Origin of the sequence: Chryseobacterium sp. ON_d1, from assembly GCF_006829085.1 — a bacterium.
In the GTDB taxonomy this organism is placed as follows: Bacteria; Bacteroidota; Bacteroidia; order Flavobacteriales; family Weeksellaceae; genus Chryseobacterium.
Genome location: NZ_BJTC01000001.1, coordinates 475,169 through 491,096, shown reverse-complemented (window position 1 = coordinate 491,096; position 15,928 = coordinate 475,169). Strand labels below are relative to the sequence as shown.

Below are 15,928 nucleotides of genomic sequence, written 5' to 3'. Positions count from 1 at the left end.
ACTATGGCTATTTCAAACCTACAGCTGATCGTGAGAAAAACCTTGCAGGATCTGTTTAAAGGAAAACAGAACCTCATCATCACGGTTACTGTACTTCTCTTCTGTATGCTGAGCATCGGCATAGGATTTACAAAATATACCGGTTCTTTTTCAAAAATAAAGGAATACCGGGAAGAAGTGCGCGAACATTGGGAACACAGACCGGATAAGCATCCCCACCGTATGGCTCACTACGGCTATTTGGTTTTCAGGATCGGTCATCCGCTGAATATTTTTGACAAAGGCTTAGATGATTATCTGGGAAATGTCATATTCCTGGAGGCTCACAAACAAAATACCGCTAACCTTTCGGAAGCAGGAAGCTCAGGGACTTTGATTAGATTCGGGGCTTTCAGCAGTGCTTTTATTCTGCAGAGTATTGTGCCACTTATCATTCTTTTTCTGGGGTTTGGATTAATTGTACAGGAACGGGAGAATGCTACATTAAAAATCATCAGCGTACAGGGTGCTTCGGGAAGAGATATCGTCTGGGGAAAAACTCTGGGACTCTGGCTGTTTTCTTTATGTTTTCTGATTCCTGTAATTCCTGTTGTGTTTTGGGCAGCAATGATGTCAGAAACTACAGATTCCACTGATATTTTAATAAGATTATCGCTTCTTCTTCCTGCTTATATGATCTATTATTTTTTTATCAGTGCCCTGGCAGTTATCATTTCAGCGAACAGTAAAAACACCTCTTCAGCGTTGATCAGCCTTATCGGATTCTGGCTTCTTTTCATTATCGTTTTGCCGAAGGGAGTTCAGTTTGCTGCTCAGAATCTGTATCCGGCGCCTTCCCGAATCGCTTTTGAGACCGATCTTGAAAAGGATATTTTAAAATCCGGAGACAGTCACAATCCTGACGATCCTCATTTTAAGAAAATCAAAGATTCCCTACTTACCCGTTATAATGTAAAAACAACGAACGAGCTTCCTTTCAATTATGGTGGATTTGTCATGAAAGAAGGAGAGAAAATAAGTTCACAGATTTATATCAGACATCAGAAAGAACTGCAGACCATTTACAACAGACAACAGAATCTGACTGATATTTCAGGGCTGATCAATCCTTCTGTCGCTGTTAAAAACTTTTCCATGATGGCCACCGGCACTGATTTTTTTTCCTACACCCAATTTCAAAAGCAGGCGGAAGAATACCGCTATCAAATGGCCCAGCATTTAAATGACCTTCAGATAAAGCATATCAGCAATATTAAACCTGAAAAAGGCGGACCTCCTGCTGTCATCGACAAAGACAACTGGAAGAAGTTTCCGGATTTTCAATACCGATATACTTCTGTCTCTGAAAGCCTGAAAGCACAGCCAATACCTGCAGCAGCATTAGTCTTATGGCTCATTATCTGTATTGTTGCCATCGAAATAAGTGGAAGAAAATTAAAATTGATCTAATGAACCGTTATTTATATATCCAATTTTACCGTAACAAAGCATATCTCATAGCATTGTTGTTTTTATTCATGGCCGGATTAATGGCTATTTATACTGGGAAAAAATTTCTTGACAGAAACGAAGATATCATCTCCAAAAGCGGAGCGTTTCAGAAAGAAAGCATAGCACGAAATACTAAATTTCATAAAGATGATCTGGGACTGGCTCTATATTATATCAAATTTAATTTAGTCAATGAAACGCCCAAACTGGCTGCTCTCAATATCGGAATGCGTGATTTAAACCCTTCTATCCAGGGAGTAACCATCCGGAATCTGGAAGAACAGCGCTACAATGCTGATTTCTATAATCCGGCCAATGCAGCGGTTGGAAACTTTGATTTCAGTTTTGTTATTGTTTTCCTCTTTCCATTGGTCATTGTAGCATTTTGTTATAACCTGATTTCTGAAGAAGAAGAAAAAGGAACCTGGAAGCTGCTGTCGGTTCAAAGCGGCAATTTGCAGAGTTTTTTAGATCAGAAGATGCTTATCCGCCTTTTAGCAGTCACAGCTGTATATCTGATTTTAATGATTATTGCCTCTGCCTGGATAAAGATACCCTTGGACCTTTATTTTATTGCTTTTGCAGCAAGCGGATGGCTTTATGTTCTATTTTGGTTTGCGTTGTGCAGATGGATTGTTTCTTTCCGTAAATCATCGGCTCAGAATGCATTGATTCTCCTTATCGTATGGGTAGCCATCAATTTTATCATTCCTATGAGCAGCAATATCCTGATTCAGAAGATTTATCCTGTTCACGAATCTCTCAAAGCAGTAATGGAACAGAGAGAGGGTTATCACAATAAGTGGGATGAAGCCAAACAGCCCACTATGGAAAAGTTTTACGAAGCATATCCCCAATACAGAAATTTCACAGTGGAAGAAAATGATGCATTTACCTGGACGTGGTATTATGCCATGCAGCATATGGGTGATCTGGAATCTTCGAAATCCTCAGAACAGTACACCGAAAAAATGCAGAAAAGAAATCTGGCTGCCGGCTACCTCGGCTATCTCCTGCCGAATCTTCATACCCAGCTTGTATCAAGCCATCTTGCAAAAACAGATATGAGCAATCATTTACAATATGCTTCTTCTCTTAAAAAATTTCATGAGAAAAAACGTTTGTTCTTCTACCCTCTTATTTTCTCGGAAAAAAATGCTGAGTCTGTCAACTGGGCACAGCAGATTACAGAAGTCTTCAGATTTTCTGAACACATCGGATATGTTCAGATATTTCTCCCATACCTCATCTTCATCGCTTTATTTATCATTCTTTCACAAAACAAATACAGAAAACTATGCTAAAAACAATCAATCTCCATAAAAAATACAACAGCTTCACCGCGCTTCATTCTCTAAACCTGGAAGTAAAAAAGGGAGAAATTTTTGCACTTCTCGGTCAGAACGGCGCTGGAAAAAGTACCACGATCAATATTCTTCTCGGGTTAATTAAAGCAACTTCCGGAGATGCTTTTATTAATGGGATCTCAGTAAAAGATGAACCTCAGAAAATAAAAAAGCATCTGGCTTATATTCCTGAAACAGTTCTTTTATATCCCCACCTTACCGGAATGGAGAATCTTGATTTTTTTTCCAAAATTGCCGGATTCGATTATCAGAAAGATGAGCTGTCTGCACTCCTTAAACGGACCGGTTTACAGGAAACCGCTCACCAGAAAGCATTGGGAGGGTATTCTAAAGGAATGCGCCAAAAAGTAGGTATTGCTATTGCTCTCGCCAAAGATGCAAAAGTACTTCTCCTTGATGAACCCACCAGCGGACTGGACCCAATAGCCACTGCTGAATTTACAGAAATTGTCCGGCAGCTGGGTCAGGAAGGCAGAACGGTATTAATGGCAACTCATGATATTTTCAATGCAGTAAGTGTTGCTACCAACATTGGAATTATGAAACAGGGAGAACTTGTACAGAACTTACCTTCCAAGGCTTTTACAGCCCAGGAACTGCAGGAATTATATCTTAAAACAATTTGATGTTTATGTTACTCTGATAAGTAACTTTTCATATTATCAATTTGGTTGATGCCCGGGAATATTTTGTTGCCGGGCATTTTTACTGATCATCTTATTTATGCCAACGCTTTCTTGTATTCGGCTAAAGCTCTTTCACGGGCATAGGTATGCTCTACAATGGGGAAAGGATATTCAGGGGTATTCCATTCGGGCAGCCATTTTTTTATATAATGCAGGTCTTTGTCAAACTTTTCTGTCTGAGCTGCCGGATTAAAAACCCTGAAATAAGGTGCTGCGTCACAACCACTCCCTGCTGCCCACTGCCAGTTTCCGTTATTGGCTGCAAGGTCATAATCATTCAGCTTTGAAGCAAAATAAGCTTCGCCCCACCGCCAGTCAATCAGCAAATGTTTACATAAGAAACTCGCAACGATCATCCGCACACGGTTATGCATATAGCCTGTCTGATTAAGCTCCCTCATCCCGGCATCTACGATCGGATATCCTGTAGTGCCATCGCACCAGTGCTTAAACTCATTCTCATTGTTCCGCCAATGAATGTTGTCATACCTGGTTTTAAAAGATTGTTGGACAACCTGAGGAAAATGATACAAAATCTGCATAAAAAACTCACGCCAGATCAGTTCAGAAAGCCATACAGCATTATGTTTCAATGCAAAAGCCACACATTTCCTGATGCTGATGGTTCCAAACCGTAAAGCAATTCCCAGCTGTGTTGTATGCTGTAATGCCGGATAATCGCGGTATTGGTCATAGTCATCTATAATGGAAGCATCTAAAACCGGTGTTGTGAAATCCATTTCTGTTTTTTTAAAACCGATATCCTTCAATGTGATGATATCAGTATGCTTCTGGGAAAACAGATGGGTAAAGTCCGTTTTTACCGACTGATAATGCTCAGCAGTCAATGCTTCTCTCCATTTCTTGGCAAAAGGGGTGTAAACGGTATAAGGGGAACCGTCTTTTTTAACAATCTGGTCTTTATCAAAAATCACCTGATCTTTATAAGCTTTAAAAGGAATATTCTTTTCGGTAAAAAAATAATAGACTTCCTTATCTCTTTCAATGGCCTGAGGTTCATAATCCCGGTTACAGAAAACCCCTTCGATATCATATTCTTCTGATAATTTTCTGAATATATCCAGAGGTTTACCAGAGTATGTATTGAGTCTCGAATGGTATTTTTTTAATGAAATATTAATTCCTGTCAAAGCCTGATGGATATAATCTACTCTGCGATCATTCTTATCTTCCAATTTACCGAGAATATCGGAATCAAATATAAAAACAGGCATTACCGGAGTACCTGATTGAAGCGCATGGGATAAACCAATATTGTCTTCCAGCCTTAAATCACGTCTGAACCAGAATAAGGTGACTTTATGTTTCATATTCAAAGGTAGCTTGTTTATCTTACTTACTCCAAAACAAATTTCAGAATATGATAGCTTTGCCGTTGAATTTTAGCTGTTCTGAATAAAATAGCAGACAACCTTGGAAACAGGTTCGAAAACCTTTCGCGTTCATGGTTTTAATTTTATCATTATCTATTCAAAATAATAAGGATAGCCAATTTTATTAAGATCATCCTTAAGCTGTTCCCAATCTTCAACATTGTCAACAATAGTTAATACCATCTCTTTTGTTAAAGTTTGGCCACTATAGATCTTCATTAAAGCTTCTGCCTGTATTCCATCGTTTTCAAAATATTCTGCTGCCCAATCGATATAGGTCTGCGGATTTCCATCAAAAATATTTAACATTTCTTCAGAACGGTCCTTGTTGTTTCCGATATCTCCTGTCTTCCAGCCTTCATTCTCAGTTGTCCACAAACAGAATGTTGTCCCGATTGACTTTACAGGTTCCCCCAATATAAATTCGTCAAAAACAGAAGGCATTTTTTGGGTAAGCGCTTTTTTATCAGGCTGTTTATATTCATGTGCAAAACCATTGATTACACATCCGTCCCGCAGGAATAAAATAAGCATTTGATCACCAGAGCCATCCCTCATCTCAAAAACCTCTTCATGATCCGCCCATTTGTTATTGTAAGAATAATAACGGTATTCCCATTCCTGACAAAGAATAGCATCCAAAACGGATATCGCTTTACAAATGCTTTGCAGCTTTTTTCTATCAGGCAGCGCACTGAAATCTTTTGTTGATATCATAGACGTAGTTTTTTTGAGTTTTTTATTCTGACCATTCAAACTGAAAATACTTAACAGAAGTAAAATTATAGTGAATCGTTTTTTTATTTCTAAGCCGTATTGAGATATACCATTGAACCGGATAGCAGAGAAGGCTATTGCTTTCCTGCGGAATGTAATTTCCTTATGATGAAAGAGATAAGAAACAAAACAATAATAAAGATTACAATATTCCGGATATTAAACGCGAATTCTGAATATTCTGTAACAGAAATATAATCGGTGTTTTGCTTGGGAACAAATTCTCCCTGGTTTTGATCTGCAGAAGCTGTACCGGCAGATTTGCTGTAAACAGAAGCTGTTTCTTTTTGAAAGAAATAATCAACTCCTAAAGCAAATAATACAAGTAACAGGATCCATAATCCGGCCTTTTTTCTCATCTTTTAAATTTCAGATTCCAGGTTTTAGTTTATTGTCAATCATCTTCAAATTATTGAGTGAATGTTCATTAAGATTTTCCATATCAAAATCATAATGCTTATAAGGGCAAGTATAATAAAAATATATCAATGCAGCCATGGGGAAAACCACATATTTTAATTTAATCTATTTCTACATTCAGCTTTATTATTAAAAATTTCCGACCTTTGCCCCGATTTTAAACGAAAAGAAACTCATTGCAATGGAAGAATTTGAAGTGCCGGTAACATACAAAGGTCAGGAGCTTTTTTTCAATGGACGACTGGCCACCTACTCTTATGGGTATAAACTTTATGTGGATGTAAATGGAACTGAAGTTATCATAGAGCGTGATGATCACGGTGATTTAAGAGCTTTCTTACCTGATGCTGCTTCAGAACATACAGTAGAAAAAGGGCTTATTGAAGCTATTATAGAGGTTTTCAAAGAACTTCAGGTTTTATAATTTGTTTCCTGAAGGTTTAAAACATAAAAGAGACCCTTCAGGATCTCTTCTAATTCTGGTGAATTGTAGTTGGGCTATTCAAAAACCACATAGTTTACTTTATCTACTCCGGTGTTTCCCGTTTTCTCATGGTAAGCATACAATACCAGTTCATAGTTGCCTGGAGAGCTGATGACGTAGCTTCCTTCAAACAGGTTGGTTGAAACCAGTGACAGGTCTATATTCTTTATAAATTTCCCGTCTTTTTTGAGAATGCCTTTCACTTCAATGTCATCCGAATTCCATACTCCTCCTTTTTCTATGACACAGCCACACATCATCACAATATTGGCCTGAAACAGAAAAGGTTTGTCTTTAATACTGTTCAAAGCAATATATTGATGGGTTCTGGGTTTCAGAATATCAATAATATACCCCGGAATTTCAAGAATAATTCCTTCTCCCAAAATATGTTTCCCTGGAATCAGCCACAGCTCTGTACTTACAACTGCTTGCGCCTGTTTGCTGTTTAGAGGAGAAATAACCTCTATATTGACAAAAGTAGGCTCATCAATATCTACTGCGGCTATAAACCCACCTGTCTGCTCATCTGCAATGGAATTTCCTCTGACTTTAGGAGTCTTCATAATCAGATCTGTGTTCCCTGTGCTGCCTGTTGTCTTTCCTTCTGCCAGGATTCGCTGGTTCAGCTTGTTCCTTATAATAATATGCGCTCCTCCCAATGAGGTTCCGATAAATTTGGCATCTCTTGCTTTAGCCCTTATCATAACTTTTGTTTCCGTTGCAGAGACCATAAGATGGGAAAAAAGAAATACAGTGATAAAAAGTAATATTCTCATAATGGGTTTGATTTTAAATATTCCTGTTTGAAACGATGATGGAAAGATTCACTTTTAAGTTCCTGATCAATACGATCCAGATAATTGAAAACCGACAGGTCATCTGACAATAGTTTCAATATTGCTTTTTCGCAGCTGTCCCATATCTTCTCCAGTTCAGGCAGCATTTCTATTGCCTTAGGAGATAACGAAATGATCTGTTTCCTTTTATCTATACTGTCTTTTTTGATGACGAGATATCCCTTTTCGGTCATTTTCTTAACAATAACCACGACAGACGGATGTGAATATCCCAACGGCTCAGCAATATCGGTAATAGAAATTTCACCTTTTTTTTGCAGCAACATAAAAACCAGATACCAATTGGGTTCAACATCAATTCCGAATTCTTTATAAAATTTTCTGACATCATGAGACATTCGGTCACTGATTCTTTTAAGTCTGCTATCCAGCGCCTTATACCCTAATTCTTTAATAAAATCAAAATCCATTTGAAATCTATTTTGCTGTAAATATACAAAATATAAAGTCAACTATATAGTTGACTTTATATTATTTTTAATTTGAACATAAATATCAGGGAAAATCCTTTTCAAAGAGCTTAGTTATTTGAAATTTTTCCTGTAATTTCCGGGAGTTACTCCCTTATGTTTTTTAAAAAGTTTGGAAAGATGGCTTTCATCACTGAACTGGAGTTCATAGGCAATTTCACTTAATCGTACACTGCTGTATTTCAAATAGGTCTCTACCAGCTTCATTCTATAGTCCAGCAGATAATCCTGATAGGAAATTCCGGTCTGCTGTTTAAAATATTCCCCGAAATAGTTCCCGGAAATTCCAAAATGATCAGCAATAACCTGGATTCCGGTCTTCTCACGGTCTTTTATATGCTGCTGAATATAAGTGATGATTTTCATGATAGAAAATGCTTTCCGGTTTTCCTGAAGGTCTGAGGTTTCACTCTGAAGGATATTTCTGGCAATAAGATTCAGAAGGATCGACATACAATTGCGGATGACAAGATAGTCCTCGGCTTTGTTTTTAAACTCATTGGCAATCTGCAGAATAAGGGTTTCCGCAAACTGTTCATCATTCTTATTCCTGAAAACACAGCCAGCCCTTGCATGATAATTATGGCTGATGTATTGCAGTTTATACAAATTTTCACAGCTTTCAATACGGTCTGCCTCCAACCGGATTCTGTCAATAAACTCAACCGGACACTGAATACTAATCAGGCGGGATCCTTCACTTTGAAAACAATATACTTCCTGTTGCGGGATAATGAAAAGCTTACCCTGAGAGAAAGTAATACTGCGGTCATCATACCTAAGTGCACCCTTCCCTCTGACAACATAAACAAACGAAAGAAAAGTTTTTGTTTTCAACATGATCTCTTCATCTTTTAATTCTACGTCTTTTACGTCAATTTCTTCAAGCGGAAGTCCTTTCATATTACACTATATTTTCCTCCAAAAGTACAATTTTAGCAGAATATTTAGCGGGTATTTTTGTATAAAAAAATTATGAATATATATCCGAAACGTTGGCAGGCACTCAACTTCCTCATCATAGGAGCCTTTCTTTCGCCACTGGATTATTTTATTGTCAATATGGCTCTGCCCTCTATAAAAAAAGCATTCAGCGCCAGTGATCATGAGCTCCAGATGGTTATTGCCATTTATGGCCTTACCTATGCAGCATTTGTGGTTTGCGGAGGACGGCTGGGTGATATTTACAGCCGCAAAAAGGTATTTGTATGGGGATTGTACACTTTTTTGGGTTCATCTCTCGCCTGCGCATTCTCCCCTGATATTACATGGCTGGTTGCTTCCAGAATGTTTCAGGGTATTGGGGCTTCACTGCTTGCCCCACAGGTGTTGGCTTCTATAAAAGACCTTTTCAGCAGTCAGGAGCAGCCTAAGGCTGTAAGTCTTTTCAGTTCAGTATTCGGACTTGCTTCTGTTATCGGGCAATTACTGGGCGGAGCGCTTTTAAGCATGCATTGGGGACATTTTTCATGGGAAATGGTGTTTCTTGTGAATGTACCAATCACGGTTATCTGTATTATTGGTATACATTTTACAATGGATAACAGTAACAAAAACAAACAAACGGGGATTGATTTTATTGGCGCTTTACTATTAATCCTGGCTTTGCTTATGTTCATCTGCCCTCTTATTTTCGGACAGAAATATGAATGGGCCTGGTGGGTTTTTGGGATCCTTCTTTCCGGGATCATGCTCTTAATTCTATTTATAAAATATGAAAGAAAAAAACTTCAAAAAAATCATCCGGTACTGATAGATCCGGCACTGTTACAGCAGAAACCTTTTGCATTAAGCCTTCTGATTATTTTCTTTTACAATTTCACTGCGGGTTTATTTATATGCTACCCTTACTATCTTCAGCAATTTCTTCATCAAAACTCAATGCAGACAGGGCTCGCTATAGTTCCCTATGGGTTGGCTTTTTTCCTGGCCCCTTTAGTAAGTTCCCGGATAAAAATGGCCTCTGTAAAAATGATCAATGGAGGATTGGGATTATTGATAATAGGTTTTGTAGGGAGTGCAGTAGCTTTTTATTTTCAGCAAAAGCCATCTTTTATCACCCATACTACCCTTTTCATGGCCGGATTGGGTCATGGTACGGTGATGCCAGTCATGATGCGGACAGCCATCTCTTTGGTTTCCAGGGATAAAGCCGGACAGGCTTCAGGACTGGTGAGCATAGGAATCCAGATTGGAAGCGTTACAGGAGGGGCCGTTATTGGCACTTTATTTTTTAATCTGATAAAAGTTATGGGCTTCACAGAAGCATTTACTGTCGCCATAGGAACGATTGGCGCTTTTCAGTGCATTGGAATATGGGCAGGAAATAGATTAAGAAAAATTTTGGTTCAACATAAAGATTAATTCGAAAAATACAATACATTTAAACATGAAGAATACAGAAAAAATTATCCGGGAAATCATAGAATTCCATAAGAATATTGAGAAATGGTTCCAGGGCAAAACAGAGAATCATGAAGCTCTTTACAGGACGCTGCTGTCCGGATTCTCACCGGAATTCAGAATGATCAGTGGAAATGGTGATGCCGTTACATTATCTATGCTTTCGGATTGGCTTCCAGCCGTATTTGGAAAGTTTCCGGAACGCACCATTCAGGTTGAAAATATTGAAACAAACCATACTGATTATCATGGGATTGCTACGTATACAGAAACTCAGGTTACAGGAGAAGCCATTACCAAAAGAAAATCATCAGCTGTTTTCCTGATTAATGCAGAAAAGGCCCTATGGCTTCATCTTATAGAGAAATGGATATAATCCGGAGATTCCACTAAATGGTACTGCATATCCGCAAATGCAGTACCAATCATCAGTACAAAATACCTGAAAGATGTGAAATTTCCTCAAAAACATCAATTACTGTTTCTGAATACTTTCATCTGCCCGGCCATCACCGCAAGCAAAATTCCAAAACAGGCAAAAAGAGCATATGAATACCTGAGGTCAAAACTCTCAGCAATATATCCGATAAGAGGCGGTCCTATTAAAAACCCTAAAAATGAAATGCTGGACACAAACGATAAAGCTATACTCGGCGCTACCGTACTTACCTTGCCTACCGTACTGTATACTGACGGTACACTCAGAGAGCTTCCAAGACCAATGATCATAAAAGCAATAACGCAGATCCATAGTTCCGGAAAGAACACACTTAAGAAAAGCCCTCCACTCATCAGTAAGCCACAGCATTGCAGAACAATCCTTTTTCCATATTTCTCAATGATTCTGTTCCCGATAAACCGACCTAAAGTCATCATTAAGATAAAACTTGTATATCCCAGTATGACAAGGTTTTCAGGCACTTTAACTATAGTTTGAAAATAAACTCCACTCCAGTCGAACATAGCCCCTTCAATGGCCATACTCAGAAAACCGATAATACCCAATCCAAACAATGTAGGATTAAAAGATTTAAAAATCGAACGGGTTTGTGGTTCTGCTTTATGAATAATATGGGTCAGATTTCTTTTGCTGTACCACCAAAGCATGATAACAAGGATAAAAATAATCACAAAATGGTAAAAGGTACCTACATGGATATTAATCAATAATAAACCTACCACTGCCCCTGTAAGTCCTGCAAAACACCAGGCGCCATGATAAGACGATAAAAGCGTTCTCTTTGTAAGAGACTCAATTTCAATAGCCTGAGTATTAATTGCTATATTACACAGGTTTCCGGAAACTCCAAAGAAAAACAGAACTACCGCCAGTGCCCAGTAAGAAGGCGCTAAGCCAATTAATAGGAGAAAAAAGGAATATAGTAAAAAGCATCTTTTAATCACCCAGGTGCTTCCATAGATGCTTATCAGCTTCCCTGCCAGAACCATTGTTGAAAGCTGCCCTATCGGCATCAGGAGTAAAAGGGTACCGAGCTCTGCTTCACTGATTGAAAGTGTATTTTTGATAATCGGAATTCTGCTCGCCCAGGAAGAAAAAACAAGCCCATGGGCAAAAAAAAGTAAGAAGCAGGCTGTTGGCATTTTTGCATTAAAAGAGTCTCTCTCGTTCATCATAACAGGGTGATAAAATTCCTTGCTGCAAAGTTAAATACACACCTCTGTTAAAATATAATCCGTTTTTGTCATTTTTACGTTCCATTTTGACCACTAAAGAATAAATCACCTGTCGTTATGGTAAAATATTACTTTACTTTTGGTCTACAGAACTTCAGTTTTTACTAATTTCGTCCATAAAAATTGAACCATGAGAGAGAAATGGATTCCTTATCCCACGATTTTAGAAGGGAAAACAGTTGAATTAATTCCCCTTGAAAAAGAACATTTTGAAGAATTATATGCTGCAGCTGCTGATAAAGAGCTATGGGAGCTGATTCCCACAGACTGTTCAGATAAAAAACTGTTTTACAAGAGCTATGAGCTGGCATTATCCGAAAGAGAGTCCGGGAACCAGTATCCTTTTGTAATACGCCATAAAGAAACCCGGAAGCTGATAGGGTCAACACGTTTTTTTGAGATATATCCTGCAGATAAAAAACTGGAAATCGGATGGACATGGATCACAAAAGAGTTCTGGGGAACATCCGTTAATCTCGAATGTAAACTATTACTTTTAACATTCTGCTTTGAAACACTGAGAACCAACAGGGTACAATTGAAAACAAAAGACAACAATTTCAGGTCAAGAAAAGCTATTGAAAAAATTGGCGGCGTTTTCGAGGGTATTTTGCGCAAAGACAAAGTACTGGGTGATGGGACTACAAGAAATGCAGCTTATTACAGTATTCTGGATAATGAATGGAATGCAGCACAGCATAAAATAGAGACTTTAATCAAAGAAAAGCAGCGTACCCCAAACCTGTAAAATAAAAAAGACAGTATACAATCAATCCCAGCCGGAAAAGATAATATACTGTCACTTTATAAGGCTTTAAAACTGAATTGGATTATTTTTTTATAATTTTCTTAGAAACTGATCCTCCTTTCTTTAATTCCCCCTGAAGGATATATACCCCTTTCGGAAGACTGGAAATATCGATAATGTTAGAATTCCCAGGAGTTAAAACAGTTCTGCCATCCAGAGATATCACGGTTATCCTGCTTATGTCTTCTCTGGAATTTAATGTTATAAAATCGGAACCGGGATTCGGATAAACAGATAAATCTTTATGTCCAATTTCCGGATCAGCGGTAGATAAAGCAGTTGTTTCCAGATAAGAAATACTTTTTACAACACTTGTATTCCCATTGATGGTAAAAGTATTAATCGCAAAATTAAATACAATACCCGCAGACTGGCTTATCCACATATAAGACTCATTGGTATAGTTGAAAGGCCCGGGTGTCTGCGTGGCAGTCCTCATTCTTTTTATTCTCAGAACATTCGGATAAGTTCCTGTGGGAGTCGTAATTGTCCCATAGCCGTCTACGGTGTACTCCACCTGCCCTGATTCTGCCCCATTAGGCACCCCTCCAGAAGTTATATTGAACTGATAAGTATCTGTAAACTGCTGCAGATAGGTAATCGGAAAATTAAAATTAATTAAAGGATCCGAATAAGACATCAGTATATCTCCGGGGTTGGCATAAGTCCCGAGCATTACATCCTGTGTATCAGATATGGAAGTAAAATCGTAGACATCAGAAAGAGTGGGCCTGGTTATCCTGTTGGCCGCCGGAAATCTGAAACAGTTAACTTCACCCGGGCAGGTCTTCGTTGTATTTGTATTGGTATTTGGACCTGTATAGGCAGAAAAATCCCATGTGACATTCGCTCCGGAAGGACCTGCAGTCGCAGTAAGTGCAACATCTCCTGCTCTGAACGTATAAGGTATATTAACCCTGTCAACAGCAGATCTCGTTACGGACGGCTGTGCATACGCTATAATTCCTGTAACAAGAAATAAAACAGAATTTAGCTTTTTCATATTATTTTGTTTAAAATTTGGTTACTACAAATGTATTTTTAGTTCCAAAAGCTATCAATCCTAAAAAAAAAGTATTTTTATCTACCTAAAATCAGGTATTTTTTCTCTCATGATAAATCACTAATTTATATGAGCAAAAAAATACCCGGCATCGGAGCCGGGTAAATATCTTTAATTAAATGACTGTCTGTAACTCAGAGGAGTTTTATCCGTTTTCTTTTTGAACAGTTTATTGAACGACTGCGGGTGTTCAAACCCGAGAGCATAAGCTACTTCGGATACAGAAAAACCTGTAGTGGTAAGATATTCTTTAGCCTTTTCAATCAGTTTTTCATGAATATGCTGTTGTGCATTCAGTCCGGTAAGGTTCCGAAGCATATCGCTCAGATAATGAGGCGACAGATTCAGTGTGGAAGCCAGAAACTCAACGGTAGGAAGTCCCTTATTTAATGTTTCCTGTTTATTGAAATACTCTTCCAGTACGGCATCCATCTTGGCAAGCAAATCATGATTTACTGCTTTTCTTGTTATAAACTGTCTTTTATAAAAACGATTGCTGTAATTGAGAAGAACTTCCAGATAAGAAACAATAACATCCTGACTCACTTCATCAATAGCAGTATTCAGTTCATTCCCAATATTATCAAGAATACCGATTATAGTTGCTTTCTCCTGATCAGACAAATGCAGGGCTTCATTAGTATCGTAGGAAAAGAAACCGAACCCTTTAATATTCTTTGCCAGCGGATAACTTCTTATGAAATCCGGGTGTACCAGCAGAGTATATCCACTGTATTCCGCATTTTCATCCGTTGAAAGGACCTGCCCAGGAGCGGTAAACATCATTCCCCCTTCATTGAAATCATAATATCCCTGTCCATACCCCATTTTTCCAACAGTAGAATATTTATAGGAAATTTTATAAAAATCCAGTATAAAGCTTCTTTTAAACATGTCCTTATTCACCGTCATTTTTGTATTATCCACGAGGCTTACCAGGGGATGAAGCGATTTTGGGAGCTGCAGCATGTTGTGAAGTTCTGAGATGGATGAAATTTTCAAAGGAGCGTTATCTTTCTTTTCCATGATATAAATTTATAAATTATTAGAGGAAAAGACAGTATAAATGCAATATACTTTATACTGTCTCTAAAGTTTCTGACTAAATAAACTGCTTACCGAACTGTTCCCTGAAAGCTTCATCACCAAGTTCAAGACGCTGGGCATACAATGCTTTTGCATCTTCTCCTGCAACGTATCTCAACTGCTTTTTACCATCTGTAGCGGCTTCATATACGACTGCTGCAATCTGCTCCGGTGTAGAGGCGGCTTCCATCATTCCTTCCATTTTAGAAAACAGAGAGTTCGTCATTTCATCATAAGCCGGAGTGGATGCTGAGTCCAGAGAACGGCTTACAAAATCTGTTTTAATCCCTCCAGGAGACACTGTTTTAATAGCTATCCCAAATGGATTAAGCTCAAAAGCAAGGCTTTCGCTCCAGCCTTCCAGTGCCCATTTCGTAGCATGATAAGTAGAACCTAACGGAAAAGCAATCAGCCCTCCTATAGATGTTGTAGAAATAAATATTCCTTTTTTCTGTTCTCTGAAATACGGAATAAATGCCTGTGTTACTCTGATAACTCCTAATAAATTAGTATCCAGCTGTTTTACAATCTGATCATCAGAAAGAGCTTCCAAAGGCCCTATAAGTCCATATCCTGCATTGTTGTAAACGACATCGATCTCTCCCAGTGCAAGAGCCTGCTTAACGGTTGATTTGATCTGTTCCGGGTTGGTAACGTCCAGCGGAAGTACAGTAACATTTTCCAGTGCAGCAAGATCAGCACCCGCTTCAGGGTTTCTCATGGTAGCGATTACTTTCCATCCTTTGTTTTGAAATAATTGGGCAGTTGCTTTTCCTAGTCCTGTAGAAGCACCTGTTATAAAAATTGTTTTCATTTTTTCTTGGTTTAAAATTACATGACAAAGTTCTGCATTGGGAGAAATCCGGAAGTTGCCAAAATGGGGTAAGCTGTAGCCAAAACGGATGTTGAAATAGATTTGTTTTT

Annotated in this window: 17 protein-coding genes; 7 read left to right on the top strand and 10 right to left on the bottom strand. The window is 38.3% G+C overall.

The annotated features are described in order from the left end of the window. The first annotated feature begins 3 nt into the window (after positions 1 to 3). From CRS_RS02120 to CRS_RS02110, 3 genes are read left to right on the top strand one after another with little or no spacing between them, the layout of a single operon-like run. Positions 4 to 1,449, top strand: coding sequence for a DUF3526 domain-containing protein (locus CRS_RS02120; RefSeq protein ID WP_142722433.1), 1,446 nt, complete (start codon positions 4 to 6; stop codon positions 1,447 to 1,449). Beyond that, positions 1,449 to 2,795: a DUF3526 domain-containing protein gene (locus CRS_RS02115; protein ID WP_172616979.1), complete on the top strand. Its 1,347-nt coding sequence runs from the start codon at positions 1,449 to 1,451 to the stop codon at positions 2,793 to 2,795. Before CRS_RS02120 ends, CRS_RS02115 begins: the two co-directional genes overlap by 1 nt. Next, entirely contained in the window at positions 2,789 to 3,484 is a 696-nt protein-coding gene (locus CRS_RS02110; protein WP_142722431.1) for an ABC transporter ATP-binding protein, read from the top strand. Before CRS_RS02115 ends, CRS_RS02110 begins: the two co-directional genes overlap by 7 nt. Positions 3,485 to 3,579: 95 nt before the next feature. Here the strand turns inward: CRS_RS02110 and CRS_RS02105 are convergent, their stop codons facing one another. The 3 genes from CRS_RS02105 to CRS_RS02095 form a co-directional block, all read right to left on the bottom strand. Then, entirely contained in the window at positions 3,580 to 4,875 is a 1,296-nt protein-coding gene (locus CRS_RS02105; RefSeq protein ID WP_142722430.1) for a deoxyribodipyrimidine photo-lyase, read from the bottom strand. Positions 4,876 to 5,031: 156 nt separating this feature from the next. Beyond that, entirely contained in the window at positions 5,032 to 5,655 is a 624-nt protein-coding gene (locus CRS_RS02100) for a hypothetical protein (protein WP_142722429.1), read from the bottom strand. A 134-nt stretch (positions 5,656 to 5,789) separates the two neighbouring features. Then, positions 5,790 to 6,074 carry a hypothetical protein gene (locus CRS_RS02095; protein WP_142722428.1) on the bottom strand — a complete coding sequence of 95 codons (285 nt, stop codon included), beginning with the start codon at positions 6,072 to 6,074 and terminating at the stop codon, positions 5,790 to 5,792. Between the two features lie 242 nt (positions 6,075 to 6,316). Between CRS_RS02095 and CRS_RS02090 the strand changes: the two genes are divergently transcribed. Further along, positions 6,317 to 6,559, top strand: a complete 243-nt coding sequence (locus CRS_RS02090) for a hypothetical protein (protein WP_142722427.1) — start codon at positions 6,317 to 6,319, stop codon at positions 6,557 to 6,559. Positions 6,560 to 6,633: 74 nt separating this feature from the next. Here CRS_RS02090 and CRS_RS02085 read toward each other — a convergent pair whose 3' ends face one another. From CRS_RS02085 to CRS_RS02075, 3 genes are all read right to left on the bottom strand, one after another. Beyond that, positions 6,634 to 7,398, bottom strand: coding sequence for a hypothetical protein (locus tag CRS_RS02085; protein ID WP_142722426.1), 765 nt, complete (start codon positions 7,396 to 7,398; stop codon positions 6,634 to 6,636). Next, on the bottom strand, positions 7,395 to 7,889 hold the full coding sequence (locus CRS_RS02080) for a MarR family winged helix-turn-helix transcriptional regulator (protein WP_142722425.1): 495 nt from the start codon (positions 7,887 to 7,889) through the stop codon (positions 7,395 to 7,397). The genes CRS_RS02085 and CRS_RS02080 overlap by 4 nt, the downstream gene beginning before the upstream one ends. 114 nt (positions 7,890 to 8,003) lie before the next feature. Then, on the bottom strand, positions 8,004 to 8,852 hold the full coding sequence (locus CRS_RS02075) for an AraC family transcriptional regulator (RefSeq protein ID WP_142722424.1): 849 nt from the start codon (positions 8,850 to 8,852) through the stop codon (positions 8,004 to 8,006). Between the two features lie 72 nt (positions 8,853 to 8,924). On the opposite strand from CRS_RS02075, the gene CRS_RS02070 reads away from it, so the two are divergent. Beyond that, the gene (locus tag CRS_RS02070; RefSeq protein WP_142722423.1) at positions 8,925 to 10,313 is read left to right on the top strand and encodes an MFS transporter; all 1,389 of its coding nucleotides are present in this window, start codon (positions 8,925 to 8,927) and stop codon (positions 10,311 to 10,313) included. Between the two features lie 25 nt (positions 10,314 to 10,338). After that, positions 10,339 to 10,728, top strand: coding sequence for a hypothetical protein (locus CRS_RS02065; protein WP_142722422.1), 390 nt, complete (start codon positions 10,339 to 10,341; stop codon positions 10,726 to 10,728). 95 nt (positions 10,729 to 10,823) lie between these two features. Here the strand turns inward: CRS_RS02065 and CRS_RS02060 are convergent, their stop codons facing one another. Next, entirely contained in the window at positions 10,824 to 11,987 is a 1,164-nt protein-coding gene (locus tag CRS_RS02060) for an MFS transporter (protein WP_228451150.1), read from the bottom strand. A 190-nt stretch (positions 11,988 to 12,177) separates the two neighbouring features. Between CRS_RS02060 and CRS_RS02055 the strand changes: the two genes are divergently transcribed. Beyond that, complete coding sequence (locus tag CRS_RS02055; RefSeq protein ID WP_142722421.1) at positions 12,178 to 12,795, top strand: GNAT family N-acetyltransferase; 618 nt, start codon at positions 12,178 to 12,180, stop codon at positions 12,793 to 12,795. A gap of 82 nt (positions 12,796 to 12,877) precedes the next feature. Here CRS_RS02055 and CRS_RS02050 read toward each other — a convergent pair whose 3' ends face one another. The 3 genes from CRS_RS02050 to CRS_RS02040 form a co-directional block, all read right to left on the bottom strand. Further along, on the bottom strand, positions 12,878 to 13,858 hold the full coding sequence (locus CRS_RS02050) for a T9SS type A sorting domain-containing protein (RefSeq protein ID WP_142722420.1): 981 nt from the start codon (positions 13,856 to 13,858) through the stop codon (positions 12,878 to 12,880). Between the two features lie 171 nt (positions 13,859 to 14,029). Further along, a complete protein-coding gene (locus CRS_RS02045) occupies positions 14,030 to 14,944 on the bottom strand; it encodes an AraC family transcriptional regulator (protein ID WP_142722419.1) in 915 nt (304 codons plus the stop codon). 76 nt (positions 14,945 to 15,020) lie between these two features. Beyond that, on the bottom strand, positions 15,021 to 15,818 hold the full coding sequence (locus CRS_RS02040; RefSeq protein WP_142722418.1) for an SDR family oxidoreductase: 798 nt from the start codon (positions 15,816 to 15,818) through the stop codon (positions 15,021 to 15,023). Between the last annotated feature and the right edge of the window lie 110 nt (positions 15,819 to 15,928).

Bases quoted from the DNA above. Each gene is read 5' to 3' on its own strand.
- CRS_RS02065 (WP_142722422.1), top strand. From the start codon at position 10,339: ATGAAGAATACAGAAAAAATTATCCGGGAAATCATAGAATTCCATAAG.
- CRS_RS02055 (WP_142722421.1), top strand. From the start codon at position 12,178: ATGAGAGAGAAATGGATTCCTTATCCCACGATTTTAGAAGGGAAAACA.
- CRS_RS02105 (WP_142722430.1), bottom strand. From the start codon at position 4,875: ATGAAACATAAAGTCACCTTATTCTGGTTCAGACGTGATTTAAGGCTG.
- CRS_RS02070 (WP_142722423.1), top strand. From the start codon at position 8,925: ATGAATATATATCCGAAACGTTGGCAGGCACTCAACTTCCTCATCATA.
- CRS_RS02100 (WP_142722429.1), bottom strand. From the start codon at position 5,655: ATGATATCAACAAAAGATTTCAGTGCGCTGCCTGATAGAAAAAAGCTG.
- CRS_RS02060 (WP_228451150.1), bottom strand. From the start codon at position 11,987: ATGATGAACGAGAGAGACTCTTTTAATGCAAAAATGCCAACAGCCTGC.
- CRS_RS02040 (WP_142722418.1), bottom strand. From the start codon at position 15,818: ATGAAAACAATTTTTATAACAGGTGCTTCTACAGGACTAGGAAAAGCA.
- CRS_RS02080 (WP_142722425.1), bottom strand. From the start codon at position 7,889: ATGGATTTTGATTTTATTAAAGAATTAGGGTATAAGGCGCTGGATAGC.
- CRS_RS02115 (WP_172616979.1), top strand. From the start codon at position 1,449: ATGAACCGTTATTTATATATCCAATTTTACCGTAACAAAGCATATCTC.
- CRS_RS02110 (WP_142722431.1), top strand. From the start codon at position 2,789: ATGCTAAAAACAATCAATCTCCATAAAAAATACAACAGCTTCACCGCG.
- CRS_RS02050 (WP_142722420.1), bottom strand. From the start codon at position 13,858: ATGAAAAAGCTAAATTCTGTTTTATTTCTTGTTACAGGAATTATAGCG.
- CRS_RS02120 (WP_142722433.1), top strand. From the start codon at position 4: ATGGCTATTTCAAACCTACAGCTGATCGTGAGAAAAACCTTGCAGGAT.
- CRS_RS02075 (WP_142722424.1), bottom strand. From the start codon at position 8,852: ATGAAAGGACTTCCGCTTGAAGAAATTGACGTAAAAGACGTAGAATTA.
- CRS_RS02085 (WP_142722426.1), bottom strand. From the start codon at position 7,398: ATGAGAATATTACTTTTTATCACTGTATTTCTTTTTTCCCATCTTATG.
- CRS_RS02090 (WP_142722427.1), top strand. From the start codon at position 6,317: ATGGAAGAATTTGAAGTGCCGGTAACATACAAAGGTCAGGAGCTTTTT.
- CRS_RS02095 (WP_142722428.1), bottom strand. From the start codon at position 6,074: ATGAGAAAAAAGGCCGGATTATGGATCCTGTTACTTGTATTATTTGCT.
- CRS_RS02045 (WP_142722419.1), bottom strand. From the start codon at position 14,944: ATGGAAAAGAAAGATAACGCTCCTTTGAAAATTTCATCCATCTCAGAA.